General features: G+C 39.4%; 11 protein-coding genes. 3 read left to right on the top strand and 8 right to left on the bottom strand.

Features of this window, described 5'->3' with window-relative positions; genetic code table 11:
* Positions 1–103: 103 nt before the first annotated feature.
* From ACRWP9_RS07870 to ACRWP9_RS07855, 4 genes are all read right to left on the bottom strand, one after another.
* Positions 104–3187, bottom strand: a complete 3084-nt coding sequence (locus ACRWP9_RS07870) for a DEAD/DEAH box helicase family protein (RefSeq protein ID WP_434928642.1) — start codon at positions 3185–3187, stop codon at positions 104–106.
* Between the two features lie 4 nt (positions 3188–3191).
* Positions 3192–3809: a class I SAM-dependent methyltransferase gene (locus ACRWP9_RS07865; RefSeq protein WP_434928641.1), complete on the bottom strand. Its 618-nt coding sequence runs from the start codon at positions 3807–3809 to the stop codon at positions 3192–3194.
* 132 nt (positions 3810–3941) lie between these two features.
* On the bottom strand, positions 3942–4286 hold the full coding sequence (locus tag ACRWP9_RS07860) for a zinc ribbon domain-containing protein YjdM (RefSeq protein ID WP_226410605.1): 345 nt from the start codon (positions 4284–4286) through the stop codon (positions 3942–3944).
* 173 nt (positions 4287–4459) lie between these two features.
* Positions 4460–4651 (bottom strand): ribbon-helix-helix domain-containing protein, encoded by a 192-nt coding sequence (locus ACRWP9_RS07855; protein WP_226410606.1) that lies wholly within the window; start codon positions 4649–4651, stop codon positions 4460–4462.
* 410 nt (positions 4652–5061) lie between these two features.
* On the opposite strand from ACRWP9_RS07855, the gene ACRWP9_RS07850 reads away from it, so the two are divergent.
* A complete protein-coding gene (locus tag ACRWP9_RS07850; protein ID WP_434928640.1) occupies positions 5062–7860 on the top strand; it encodes an EAL domain-containing protein in 2799 nt (932 codons plus the stop codon).
* Here ACRWP9_RS07850 and ACRWP9_RS07845 read toward each other — a convergent pair.
* Together ACRWP9_RS07845 and ACRWP9_RS07840 are read right to left on the bottom strand one after the other, a co-directional pair.
* Positions 7849–9171, bottom strand: a complete 1323-nt coding sequence (locus tag ACRWP9_RS07845) for a leucine-rich repeat-containing protein kinase family protein (protein WP_434928639.1) — start codon at positions 9169–9171, stop codon at positions 7849–7851. The genes ACRWP9_RS07850 and ACRWP9_RS07845 overlap by 12 nt on opposite strands.
* Positions 9172–9420: 249 nt before the next feature.
* Positions 9421–10464 carry an alkene reductase gene (locus ACRWP9_RS07840; protein ID WP_434928638.1) on the bottom strand — a complete coding sequence of 348 codons (1044 nt, stop codon included), beginning with the start codon at positions 10462–10464 and terminating at the stop codon, positions 9421–9423.
* Between the two features lie 126 nt (positions 10465–10590).
* Between ACRWP9_RS07840 and ACRWP9_RS07835 the strand changes: the two genes are divergently transcribed.
* Positions 10591–11169, top strand: a complete 579-nt coding sequence (locus ACRWP9_RS07835) for a TetR/AcrR family transcriptional regulator (protein ID WP_226410610.1) — start codon at positions 10591–10593, stop codon at positions 11167–11169.
* Between the two features lie 60 nt (positions 11170–11229).
* Here ACRWP9_RS07835 and ACRWP9_RS07830 read toward each other — a convergent pair whose 3' ends face one another.
* Positions 11230–11487, bottom strand: a complete 258-nt coding sequence (locus ACRWP9_RS07830) for a TIGR02922 family protein (RefSeq protein WP_434928637.1) — start codon at positions 11485–11487, stop codon at positions 11230–11232.
* 379 nt (positions 11488–11866) lie between these two features.
* Between ACRWP9_RS07830 and ACRWP9_RS07825 the strand changes: the two genes are divergently transcribed.
* A complete protein-coding gene (locus tag ACRWP9_RS07825) occupies positions 11867–12586 on the top strand; it encodes a YebC/PmpR family DNA-binding transcriptional regulator (protein WP_434928636.1) in 720 nt (239 codons plus the stop codon).
* 97 nt (positions 12587–12683) lie between these two features.
* Here the strand turns inward: ACRWP9_RS07825 and hpf are convergent, their stop codons facing one another.
* Positions 12684–13040, bottom strand: a complete 357-nt coding sequence (gene hpf, locus ACRWP9_RS07820) for a ribosome hibernation-promoting factor, HPF/YfiA family (RefSeq protein WP_226410613.1) — start codon at positions 13038–13040, stop codon at positions 12684–12686.
* Positions 13041–13175 lie beyond the last annotated feature (135 nt).

The raw sequence follows: 13175 nt of genomic DNA, 5'->3' as shown, positions 1-13175 counted from the left end.
TTTTTGTTTTTTTTTTACTTATATTGTTGCAGCGAAAATCGCTTTCTATTTTGATCCGATTCAGATGTGCGGCGGGACTTGAACCCGCGTCCTATTTGTATCGCTAAACCTCAATAACTCCTTTAAACCTTGCAAAGGTATTCATTGAGGTTGTTGATAGCATGTCTTGATAATCAGGATTATTGGCACTTAAAGTGTACTGACCTTGCCCCAGCTTTTTCACTTTACGTAATAAATATTGGGGATCACCGGTTTCATCTAATAATTCAATCGCAAGAGTATGATTGGATATTGAGCCCGCACTGGTTGAAGTAATCCACTCAAACAGTAAATAATCGCCATCACAAATAGGCTGTTTACCTCCATTCATTGAGTCGCCCTTTGCGCGCGCGATGAAGTGTTTCTGAGAATTTAAGTTGCCATAGTGTGCTGGGACTTTAATGGTACGAACTTGTTCGGCTGAACTGGTTTTAAAATGTCCGCACGCAATTTTTAAATCTTCATAGAATGGAAGGTATATAACATTATCTTGGGGTGCATCATTTAGCATAGATAACGCACTGGTTGATAAATGCAGCGAGTTTAAATCTGATGGTTTTAATATAATATCGAGTTTGGCGTAGTAATCTTTTAAGTCAGCTAGCATTTGTTTATTAATCTGCTTTAGATCGCTCTCTTCAAGCTTTTCCCATAGCACAGTGTCAAAGGACATTAAACTGAGTTCATTACACTGATAAAAGAACCGTTTTCGCTCAAATTTTTCAAATGGATTACTGCCTATACTGCGTTTAATATAAGCATTATCAAATAAATTTTCATGGCGGTTAAGCGGATTATGCTCTTTTTCACTTCGACCATATTGATCTAACATAGTCTGGTAAAAGCCGCTGTAATGTTGAACCATTTCATCAATGTCGACTTCACCTTGCGGATTATGATGGTTAATCATGATCAGCATAAAGATGATTTTATATGAATAGGTATAATCTCGTTTTTCAATAAACTCTATAAAATCAGCTTTACGGGTATCTTGGGTACGAATAGGGATATTTTTATCTTGTCTAAGATCATCAAGCTTTTGCTGGCTGAAATAATTTAAGGTTTTACTGCCAAAGGGAATCGTTTTACTTGCAATAAGTTCACCTTTTCTCATCCACGCTTTAACAGTACCCGTTGATATAAAGAGCTCTCGTGCAAGTTGCTCTTCATTGAGTAAATCACTAAATTCTTTTTCAAAGTTAAAGATATTAATTGGCTCAATTCTTCGCTCAGACTCCCACAAGCCATCTAGGATAATCAGATCATGCTGTAGGGTGCCATGGACATCTTTTACCACATCACCAAAGGGTTGATAAAATCCTAAATTAAACAATCCATGAATTGACCAAGGCTTAATCACAGCGCCATAACTATCAACAACGTCAATCACATATAATGCTTCTTTTCCTGGATGATTTCTTGTTCCCCGGCCTAACTGCTGGGTATACAGCACCTTTGACATAGTCGGCCTTGCCATGACCAATATACTGGTTTGTGGGGCATCCCAACCTTCATTCAGTAACTCGCATGCACAAATTATTTGTACTTTCTCTTGCTGGTATAAAGCAAGGCCTGAGCGATCTTTACCGCTAACTGCCACTGCTGTTATGCCTGACTGATTCAACAATGCAGCCATTCGTTGAGTATGTTTAATATCCACACAAAAGATAACGCCCTGCTGGGCACTAATTTTGTATTCGCTATGATGAGTAAAGAAATACTTCTTCAACATATCAACAATGAGTTGATCCCTTGAAGGTAAGATGACTGTTTTTTGTAAGTCACTTTTAACAAATTCTTTGCCATTAAAACGCACTTTTGAAAAGTCGATATTTGACTCTAGTCGAAAAGCCCTTATCTGAGGAACTAGCTTTTGCTGAATAGCTTCCTCCAGTGTCATTTCAACTTCATACTGACCAAAAATATCAGCCAATTGACGCTGATCATATCGCTGATCCGTTGCCGTTAAGCCTAATAAGGTTTCTGGAGAGAAATAACTTAACACTTGCCTTAACCCGTCTGCACCAGCTCGATGAGCTTCATCAACTACAATATAGTCAAAATAATCTTTAGCTAATTTACGATAATGCCGCAATACATAGGCGCTTGTTTGCACCACAATATCCAATTGAGTATTTGATAACTCAAGACCAACGTTGATATTTGGTAGACGCTTTTGTATTCGCTCTATTAATTGCTGACGTAAATCTCGGGTAGGTACGATGGCAAGTACCTGTTTAGCTTTGGATTGCTGAAACTGTAATCTAAAGTCTTCGATAAAGACTTCGGTTTTCCCCGTTCCAGTTGGCAACACGACTAAAAAGCTGTTTTGACCGTTTTCACGTTTAAAAATGAGATTATCTACTGCATCTTGTTGATGTTGATATATCTCGAAATTGTATGCTCGTTGTGCCCTATAAAGCGGCGACTTTTTAAAGCTATTTGCATCACCAAAATAATCTTTTATTTGGTCTTCAAATTTAAACTCGTCACTCATCCCCCTATCAGACCATCGATAAACCAAGTAACCATCTTTAACTAATGAGTTCTGCTTAAACAGTTGTGAGCGGTATTTATTTTCAGTCACTAAAGCAGATAAAGGGTGATGATAAGTTTCACCATTGAGTTCAATAGCAATGGGATTAGTGGTGCGTTGGAGAATGTAGTCGACGTAACGTTTATGACCTAACCTATCAATATAGGGTGCTTCTGCTTGCAAGGCATGGATAGATGCCGCACCATAAACTTGTTCAAATAACTCGGCAAACTTATATTCTGGTGGCGTTGGGTCAATATGATCCTCAGATCTATTCGCACCAAACTTTCTTAGTTCAATATCTTCAATTTCATCAAGTAGAAAGTCTTGCCAATCATTGAGTAATTGCAGCTTGTCAGATGCACAAAAACGATAAAGCCCCTGATATCGATGCATGAGTTTGTTTTGATAACTTGTATAGCTTACATAATGAAATGACGTTGGTGATAAATCGTATAATGTGTGATCAACCAATACAGCAGGTTTATCTAAAGCAGAATATTGACTTCCTCCACCTGTATAAACATACAAACGACCAACATCAACCACATCTTTAAGTTGATACTGAAAACCAGCAGCTATGTTATCTATGTCATTTCCAGTGATAGCCATGGTGTTACCGTTTTATCAAAATGGCATTAAGCCACTTATCATCTTGCCTATCGGGTCTGACATCCTGAGTTATCCATGTTTTGTTTATTGATAAATTAGAGTTAACAATAAACGAAGCTAATCTTTGTTCATTAGCATTGGTAAAGAAGCGACCGCCTCGATTTATATCATCATCACCATACTTAAATGAGCAATAGAAAATCCCCCCAACGGCTAAATGTGAGGCTAAACGCTTAAAAGTATTGGCGATTAAAGGGCTAGGCACATGTAATAATGATGCACATGCCCAAATTGCATCAAATTTCAGTTTAGTGTCAAAGCTATCAAAAGTGGCGAGTGAGACTTCAAGGCCTGTATATAATGTCGCTTTCTTAACTAGGGCTTCGCTAGCGTCAAATGCGGTGACCTTAAAACCCTGTTGAATGAAGTAAGCACTGTCACGACCGCTGCCACAACCTGCATCAAGGATATGTCCAGTTAACGGAATGAGGGGAATAAACTCATTATAAAGGGCTGTCATATTCACATTAACAGTATCAGAATAAAAAGCATCAGAATGCTGGTTGTAGAAATCTATGGTCATACTGAGTTTAGTTATTTTAGGCGCTAGACATAATTCCAAGATTAACATAACCAATTGAAAGGTATAGTAACTAATTCATATTACCGCAACAAAAAAATACCTGCACTTGGCAGGTATTTTCGTAAGCTTAAAAAGAAGCAAGGCTAAAGTATTAACCCATAGCTTATTTCACTAGCTCTGCTTTTTGACAAATTTCGATTTCAGCATCATTTGGCCGTTGCCATCTACTTTACAATCGATGTCGTGGTCACCTGCGACAAAACGGTTAATAACCGCTTTTGTGCCGACTTTTAATACCAAAGAAGACCCTTTTACTTTTAGATCTTTGATTAAGGTGACTTTGTCACCTTCAGCAAGCAAGTTACCTACGGCATCGCTAAGAATGATAACGTCTGGGTCTACTACCACTTCATTTGGGTTCCACTCATTAGCGCATTCTGGGCAAATTAATAACGTGCCGTCTGAATAGGCGTATGGTGACTCACATTTGGGGCATGGTGGGATTGTATCGCTCATCACTAATTCTCTTTAATTAACATACTGTAACAGCCAGAACTTTATATGCGATGCTGACTCAATAACGAGTCTATTAGGCTTTAAGCTGCATTCTGACCAAAATGATAATGGCATTATAATGAAATTATCATTTACACTCAATCCAGCATCATCTTTTAAGACTGAAATGGTGGTTAGCTCTTCACTTTTGGGTTATTAGTCGGCTGTTGATCACCATAGCTCACATCATGTTGTTCAAGATAACCGCGAATTAGCTGACGTACAACTTGCGATGGCGTTAGGTCTTGCGATGCGCACAGTTGCTCAAATGCCTGCTTTTTACTTGGATCGAGTAGCACAGTAAAGCGTGCCGTTTTATTTTCCATTAGGGTCACTCCCATTAAAACATTATCATTTGATGATAATACCTTATATGCAATTATGCAGATACTGATTTACATAAAAGCACTTTCTTTTCAGTTCAACTACACTGATTTTTATCTTCCGCAGGCCCATCATTCTAGCTGCCAAGTGCAACTTGTATTACCACTCTTATGGCAGTAATTGGCAAACTAAAATATCAGGTTAGGATATTGTTTTTAGTTAATACTAGGCTTGACCGAATCAGTTTTGCACCGCATATTACAAGTAACAAAATACTTACATTTGATTTTCTGGTTAGTCTATCCGTCAGATGTTCTATTACTCGTATTAAGGATGGCATGTGTCGCGGTTTCATTCGATAAGTTTTGACTAAGTGATGACACTAAATGATTGCCATAGGCGTCGCCAGTAAATGAGTTTAATTGCCCATTATTTACATAAGTGGAAATTCAGAGTAGCCATATTAATTGGCTTATGTTTACTGTGGCCGATACAAAGCATCATCATTAGCGCCTTACAGTCTGGGGCGCTTGAACCCTATCGTATTCAGTTGCCGGTCAATGTTGATAACGCCACTCGTGATAAGTGGGGCATAAAGCATGATGCAATTATTGAAAAGGTCTTTGTGAGTGGCAGCTTCAGCGACTGGCATATTGACGACACTTTCTATCAACTAACACAACAAAACCAGCAGTGGTACTTTGACTTACCGGTCTACCCTGGGGATCTTGAATATAAATTAGTGCTTTTTATTCAAAATAAAGTCGAACCGGTGTGGATTTTAGACCCTAATAACCCTCAAACCAGTGTTAACCCCTGGGGTGGCGAAAATTCGCTTATACGGATAGCTGATTGGCCAAAAATCACTTTAATTAGCCAAATTCTTACCGCAGCGTTATTAGGTACATTTTTACTCTTTTGTATTCTCGAACCCTTTCTTTACTGGTTACTGCACCAAAAAATACCGTTTCATCGTAAATTAGTACTCAGTAATATTCTGATATTGGCCTGTGCGCAACTATTATTTTTCAGTTATCAACTGCATCTAAATAGACAATTAATTAAACAAGGTTTAATTGATAGCGTGCACGCTATGCATCTAATTTTACATGGTGAGGGAGTTGATTTTGAACAACTGGACACACAAGCAAACAATATCAATAGGGGGTTAAGTCAGTTTTTTGTCCCTGCTACCACGCGCATTGATAAAACCCAAAGTAGTTTATTTCAAATTACCCTTTCCGATTTTGCTGTGTTGGATAAAAATGGCCAGTTAATTACCCTGCGCCACCGTGGGCAAAATGCACAAATCCAACAGTCTCGGGCTGAACAACTGGGTTTTAATAATAGCCGCGACTACTTCGTTGACGGTATGTGGCGTGACTTGCTGCCCAAAGCAATAGCTGAAGCGCAAAAAGGCCAGATAGTAATAATGTCACGACCGCAGAATATGAATGGGGTTGAAACATCGCGCACACGGACTGCTGAGTTGATACTTGGGTTTAGTCAGTTTGTGCAGCCGATTGTATATCGCGGCCAGTTAAAAGGCTTCTATGCGGGGTCTATTCAAGTAAAGCTTTACGGTGACGAACTGCTAAGAATGTTTCTATTTCAGTTACTCTTGCTTGGCGGGATAATTGTATTATCGAGTTGGTTATTCACCCGTGTCGGTAAAATGGTCACTGAAGATATTTTAAAGTTAACCAAGTGGACTCAAAATATTGTTAAGGGCGATTTGTCACAGGTGTTAACCATCAATAGCCAGGATGAAATTCAGCAACTGTCTGAAAACTTCAATAACATGCGCCAGTCTTTACAGGACAGTTTTACCCAAATAGCAGAGCAAAATAGTAAGTTATATCAAGAAGCATATTTTAATGGTTTAACGGCGCTACCTAATCGAAAAAAATTATATAGTGATCTTGCAGAGCAATCTATTGGCGCTTTGCTGGTGATTAACATTAACGATTTTGGTGAGTTTAATGACTTTTATGGTGTCGATACCGGTGATGAGATTTTACTTGAGGTCGCCAATCGATTAGCCGCTAAAAATAGGCCGATTACCTTATATAAAACTGGCCCTGATGAATTTGTCGTAACATTAACAACTCAAATATTAACCTCAGACACAGTATCAAATTTAGTATCAACCGAAAGTTCAAATAATCATCTACAATTGGCAAAACTTGGACAGCTATTATTTGACGATGTTTGTCAAAAACCTCTGCTGATCAAAGATAGTGAATATTATATCTCCGTCAGTATTGGCGGAGCACTGTTATCGGTTAATCAGCAAGTATTAACTGAAAATATACCTGGTTCAACCATAGCTAATTCAAGTTCAACAACATCAGCAAACCAACTACATCGGCATGCTGATTTAGCAAGGCGCTTTGCTAAAAAACAACAGCTGACTTATTGCTGTTTTAGCAGCGAAATGGCTAATTCAGCAGCATTTGAAGAAAACATGCGCCAAAGCAGAATGCTAGCTAAAGCAGCACAAGAGCAATGGGTAGTGCCCTATGTTCAACTTATTCAGCCTTTAATTGATGCGCCAATAAAGTTTGAGTGTTTGATGCGGCTCCAACTACCCGATGGGCAAATATTAGCGCCACACCAGTTTATGGCAGCAGCCAGACAATCACGCATTTATCCGCAGTTAATGCGCTGTATGCTGCAAAAGTCAATTGCACTGTTTAAAAATCAGCCCTATGAGTTTTCTGTTAACATCACGTTAGATGATATTGCCATTGCACAAAATTTGGAGGCTATTGTCAGTTTACTTAAAAGTAAACCGGACACCACGCAGCGGATAACCTTTGAATTATTAGAAAGTGAAGAAATAACTAACTACGAGGCGGTGGAGCATTTTATTAAGTTAGTCAAACCGTTAGGCTGCAAAATTGCGATTGATGATTTTGGCGCAGGTTATTCGAACTTTGTGCATTTGCTCAGTTTAGATATTGATATTATCAAAATAGATGGATCATTGATCCGCCATTTAGATAGCGATCCTAAAGCGCAGTTGTTGGTTGAAACCATAGCTATTTTCGCCCATAAAATGGGTAAAAAAACCGTCGCTGAGTTTGTCGAAAATGACGCTATTCTCAGCTTACTTAACCAGTATGAAATTGATTATGCCCAGGGATACTTACTGGGCAAACCTGCAGCAACCATAGCTCAAGCATTAGCGATTTATTCAGCTGAGTAGCTGTTTCAAAATTAGCTCAAAATCAGGCCGTTGTAATACATCCTCTTGCATGCAAGTCTTAGCTAACATTGCTAATTCAGCATACTTGGAAGTTGACTGTTGTGGATGTTCTGGCTTAATTAAGCATAACAAATCATCAATCAAACAACCTAATGCACGCACTTCAATTTTGTGCATTTTCAGGCGCTGTTGCGGCGGTAAGTGAGCTAAATTAGACGCTGCACCAAAATCACCAAATAACACCTTAAACTCATCATCCACCATAATATTATGTGCATAGATATCGCCATGACTAACCTGCTGCTGATGCATATGGGCCATGGTGTGACTCATTTGTTTTGCAATATGCGCTATCGCCTCTACAGAATACTGCGTATCAGCGTTAAAAGTGTCTCGGGTACAGGTACTTAATGAGGGTGGCAGGCCTAAATTTTGATAACCCTCTGGAATAAGCGCCATTACTAACCCCAGTTGTTCACCATGATGAATTTGGCCTATGGCGGGAATTAAATTGTTATGTTCACCCGTTGTTAAACAACAATCAAGCTCATCTGCTGGGTAACCGTCGCTGGTGATAGCGCCTTTAAACATTTTCACTGCTACATTGTCGGGCAAATGTGCTTGGGACACGGGTTTATCAAGCCAATGCGCTTTATATATAATGCCCGATGCACCCTGGCCAATTTGGGCGCTGAAATGCAAGTGTTCTGGGTGGATCATTGGCACGCTGTTATTCAAACATTCATCAACATGGCTAAAAGGGTTACCCGCAAATGCTAACCAACTGAGTTTGGGTAAGTCGAATAACCAATCGGGTAAATGGCTCAGTTTGTTGGCCGATAACCGCACTAATTCCAACTCACGACAGTTAGCCATACTGCCCGGTAATTCAGTTAGTTGGTTACCGGCTAGCGCCAGTTTTTTAAGTTGGGTTAAGCGGCCGATTGATTCTGGTAAATGGGTTAACTGGTTATCAGTTAATATCAACCAACGGGTATGGTCGGGTAAAGCCTGTTCACTCACGTGGGTAAGTTGATTGGCTTTAAAACCAATCATTTCAAGCTTAGGGCATCGACCTAATACCTCTGGTAATTCAGTGAAGCAATTTTGTGACAAAAACACGATGCGCAGCTGGCTTAATTGATCAAAGTCATCGGGTAGGCTTGATAATTGATTATTCGATAAGTCTAAAATCTCTAAACTGTCAGCTAATGAGAATATCGCTCTTGGAAACTCGGTCAGTTCTGCCACTATTTGCACACGTGCAAGCCCTTTAAGTTCGCCTGATTCAAGCTGAGCTAAGGTATGCATAATGATATTCCTGTCGATGTCGTAATGTGCTAAATGAAGGCGGGATTGTAAAGAAGCTGTTGCTTGATAGCAAATGTCATCAGATTCATATTGGAATGGCGGCTGAAATGACAGGCAAAAAAAACCACTGCATAGCAGTGGTAAAATGGATACTAAAATTGTCAATTGGGGTTGATTTTTAGTTTTATTTTCATCTGAATGAAAATAATATCCTAAGTGATCTCTAACAAAGCAGATCAAACAATGGTGTTAAATAAGTTCAGCCAACATAGCGTCGTTGTATTCAACAACCGCTTCACCTTGACGCACTTTGGCTACGTAATCTGGGTTAGCAATAAATGGACGGCCAATAGCAAGTAAATCAAATTTGTTGTCTGAAATAGCTTTTGCGCCTGAGTCCGCAGTGTAACTGCCCACACCCACTAAGGTTTTTGGATACACTTTACGTAAGTAGCTAGATACGCGGCCATCTAGGTAATCAAACTCCATTGCATCATCAAATATCCCAGCATGAACAAAAGCAATATCACGTTTGGCAACCTGTGGTAATAAATAATCGAATACCTCACGGTCACGTTTGTCGCCTGCCATATTGAAATAGGCGCCCGGTGATAAACGAAGACCTGTACGATCTGCGCCAATACGTTCAACAATTGCGTCAAGCACTTCTAATGCAAAACGAGACATGTTTTCAGGGGTTTGGCCATATTCATCATCACGACGGTTACTGTCATGGTGTAAAAATTGATCAATCAAATATCCGTTAGCACCATGAATTTCAACACCATCGAAACCGGCATCAATTGCATTCGCTGCAGCCTGGGCATAATCTTTAACTAACTGCACTATATCTTCTTTAGTGGCAGCTTTAGGTGTTTGGTATGTCAGTTCACGCATTCTTGGGACACTGCCCTCAACCGCAACGGCTGAAGCAGATAACACATCACCACCACCAAAAAAGTGTGGATGCGCTACACGACCGGTATGCCATAGTTGGGCAAATATTTTGCCACCATTTTTATGCACCGCATCTGTTACCACTTTCCACCCTTGAATTTGTTCAGGACTGAATAAGCCAGGTGTATTTGGGTAACCTTGACCGTCAGGTCGAATAATAGTGGCTTCACTAATGATCAATCCAGCTTCTGCACGACGTGCGTAATAGTCAGCAATTTGTTGGGTTGGTACTAAGTTGGCATCGGCCATACAACGCGTTAATGGCGCCATTAAGATTTTATTGGCTAAGGTTAATGAATTATTTAATGAGTAAGGCTGGAATAAATTGGCTGACATGACAGTCTCCGTTCTTGAATATGCGTTCAAGATAATCTTATTTGAATATTCATTCAAGTAATTTTTGAATGTTTATTCAAAATTGGTTAAACTCACCCAATAATTACTAATGCTAAAGAGAACGCCATGAGAAATGCAGAGTTTGATCGCCAAGTTGTACTGCGTGCGGCCATGCGAGCATTTATGATGAAAGGTTATGCGAAAACCAGCATGGCGGATTTAACCAAAGCGACTGGATTGCACCCAGGATCAATTTATTGTGCATTTGAAAACAAAAAGGGCTTACTGCTAGCGGCAATAGGCCAATACCATGCTGACCGCAGCGCGCAATTTCAACTATTGTTTACCAATAACAATAACCCGTTGCACAACTTAAAAACTTATTTAGCGGGCATTGTAGAAGAGTGTTTGAGTTGTGATGCCACCCAGGCTTGTTTGCTAACCAAAGCGTTAAATGAAGTGGGTGAGCAAGATGAAGATATTAGTCAGTTGATTAATACCAACCTTAACGCCTGGCAATTCGGCATTGAGCAGGTGTTTGAAGCGGCAAAATTACAGGGACTAATCGACAGCGACACTAATAGCCAATTACAGGCGCAGTTTTTAATGATGGGCATTTATGGTTTGCGCACATTTGCCCATACACACCCAACAAAAGAAGTGTTGTTACCACTAGCTGACAAATTATTTAATAGCTTGCTTTAAAAACAAAATGACGCCTTTAGCGTCATTTTTATTGAACTCGAGTATGGGTTTAGCTTGCTATTAACCAATTACTTTTTGAGAAAATACTCGCTCGCCCAAAGCGTTCAAAATAGTACACTCGCCATCTAATACCGCAATTATCGATTTTCCGCGACGAAAGCTATCAGGGATCATCACCCGACCAGACTCACTAACGGTTAAATCAGTTAATACTGTGTTATGCATTTCAAGCCCTGCGGGGGCTTCATAAAATAATATTGTCACAGTGGCTAATGACGGTTTATCGCTATTTGCATCTTGCTTTGATTCAGATTTCATTCTTTACTCTCGTACCAGTAGACACTAGTTAAGTGAAGGATTAATTAGCCAATATTCCGTTTTCAGTCTATCAATCTTGTTCATTTATATACTGTGGTGTGATTAAGCCATAACAAAAATCACATCACTTTTAAGTTTAATAATATGCTTTTTACCGCGTTAATCCTATACAAAAAGAAACAAAGGTAACCAAAATGCTGCCAAAATGTTGCCAAAATCATCTTTGTTGATTGAATATAACCTCGCTTAATCCGACATATGTTGATTTAAATATAGATTATCTACACGTTTTTTAAAGTCTGATCTAAACAGCTTGAATGATTCCTGCTAGAATCGATGACAATTTTTAGCATTAAACATTTAATAAAACGAGATTAAGATGGGCAGAGCATATCAAAATAAAAAAGAGTCCATGGCGAAAACCGCTGGCCAAAAGACACGTATTTACTCACGTTACGGTAAAGAAATTTACATTTGCGCTAAAGGCGGTGTTGACCCTGATGGCAACTTAGCACTACGTAGCTTGATTGCCCGCGCGAAGAAAGATCAAGTTCCAGCACACGTTATTGAACGTGCTATTGAAAAAGCCCGTGGCGGCGGTGGTGAAGACTACGATACGGCTCGCTATGAAGGTTTTGGCCCTGGTGGTTGTATGGTGATTGTTGACTGCCTAACGGATAATGGTAACCGTACTTTTACTCAAGTTCGCCAAGCGTTTGTTAAAAATGATGCCAAGCTAGGCGGTCCAGGTACTGTTGGCCATATGTTCGAGCATCAAGCGGTATTTGTGTTTGATGGTGATGACGATGAAGCAATTTTAGAACTGCTTATGATGGCTGACGTTGACGTTGCCGATGTAGAACTTGAGGATGGCATTATCAGTGTATTTACACCGGTATCTGAATTTAACAATGCCCGCACAGTGTTAACTGAAGCCTTCCCAGAAATTGATTTCAAGGTAGAAAACTTAGCTTTTGTACCACAAACCATGACTGAGATCAGCGGCGAAGATATCGAAAGCTTTGATAAGTTTTTAGCGGCATTAGATGATTGTGATGACGTACAAAACGTGTATCACAATGCTGAGATTAGCGAATAAGTTAATCTCCGCATACAGGCTGGAATTTATTAAAGCCTCTAATAAAAAACGCAGCTTAAGCTGCGTTTTTTATTAGAAACTGGATCCGTTAACTCAATTAACGTAAATCCATCTCTTGTACTTTTTCATACGCAATTTCTGGCGCGGTAACTTCAGGCTTAGCATGCAAGTCTGCTTTTAAATGGCCTTTACGGTGTTTAAGTGCTGCGTCTAATTTTTTAGCAGCACTGGAAATAGCTGGGTACATCACTGAATCTAGGCCTTTAGCGGCAATTCGAGTACCTTCATAATTGGTGCTAACTTCTACATCATATTCGCCGTGTTCTTTAGCGATAATAATGTCTAATGCAATAAGGGTTGGAAAATGGTTAGCAAGCTTGGCGAACTTTTCTTCTACATGTTGTTTGACAGTGTCAGTAACATCTACATGGTGACCAGAAAGATTTATTTTCATAAAGTGTCCTTAGCGTTATAACGTTTCTTTAATGTCATATTAATTGACTGCATAAAAGAGAACTTGGGGCATTTACTGTAGATTTCAAGGGATTAAATCAAAAAAGTGTCAAAATGAATATCAAAGTCACATCTG

The organism is Shewanella sp. HL-SH2, assembly GCF_051164935.1.
Taxonomy (GTDB): Bacteria; Pseudomonadota; Gammaproteobacteria; order Enterobacterales; family Shewanellaceae; genus Shewanella; species Shewanella glacialimarina.
The sequence above is the reverse complement of the archived record's forward strand: the minus strand, read 5'-3'. Positions and strand labels throughout refer to the sequence as shown.

Coding starts and splice junctions, on each gene's coding strand:
- ACRWP9_RS07870 (WP_434928642.1), bottom strand. CDS start 3,187: ATGGCTATCACTGGAAATGACATAGATAACATAGCTGCTGGTTTTCAG.
- ACRWP9_RS07860 (WP_226410605.1), bottom strand. CDS start 4,286: ATGAGCGATACAATCCCACCATGCCCCAAATGTGAGTCACCATACGCC.
- ACRWP9_RS07855 (WP_226410606.1), bottom strand. CDS start 4,651: ATGGAAAATAAAACGGCACGCTTTACTGTGCTACTCGATCCAAGTAAA.
- ACRWP9_RS07850 (WP_434928640.1), top strand. CDS start 5,062: ATGAGTTTAATTGCCCATTATTTACATAAGTGGAAATTCAGAGTAGCC.
- ACRWP9_RS07845 (WP_434928639.1), bottom strand. CDS start 9,171: ATGCATACCTTAGCTCAGCTTGAATCAGGCGAACTTAAAGGGCTTGCA.
- ACRWP9_RS07840 (WP_434928638.1), bottom strand. CDS start 10,464: ATGTCAGCCAATTTATTCCAGCCTTACTCATTAAATAATTCATTAACC.
- ACRWP9_RS07835 (WP_226410610.1), top strand. CDS start 10,591: ATGAGAAATGCAGAGTTTGATCGCCAAGTTGTACTGCGTGCGGCCATG.
- ACRWP9_RS07830 (WP_434928637.1), bottom strand. CDS start 11,487: ATGAAATCTGAATCAAAGCAAGATGCAAATAGCGATAAACCGTCATTA.
- ACRWP9_RS07825 (WP_434928636.1), top strand. CDS start 11,867: ATGGGCAGAGCATATCAAAATAAAAAAGAGTCCATGGCGAAAACCGCT.
- hpf (WP_226410613.1), bottom strand. CDS start 13,040: ATGAAAATAAATCTTTCTGGTCACCATGTAGATGTTACTGACACTGTC.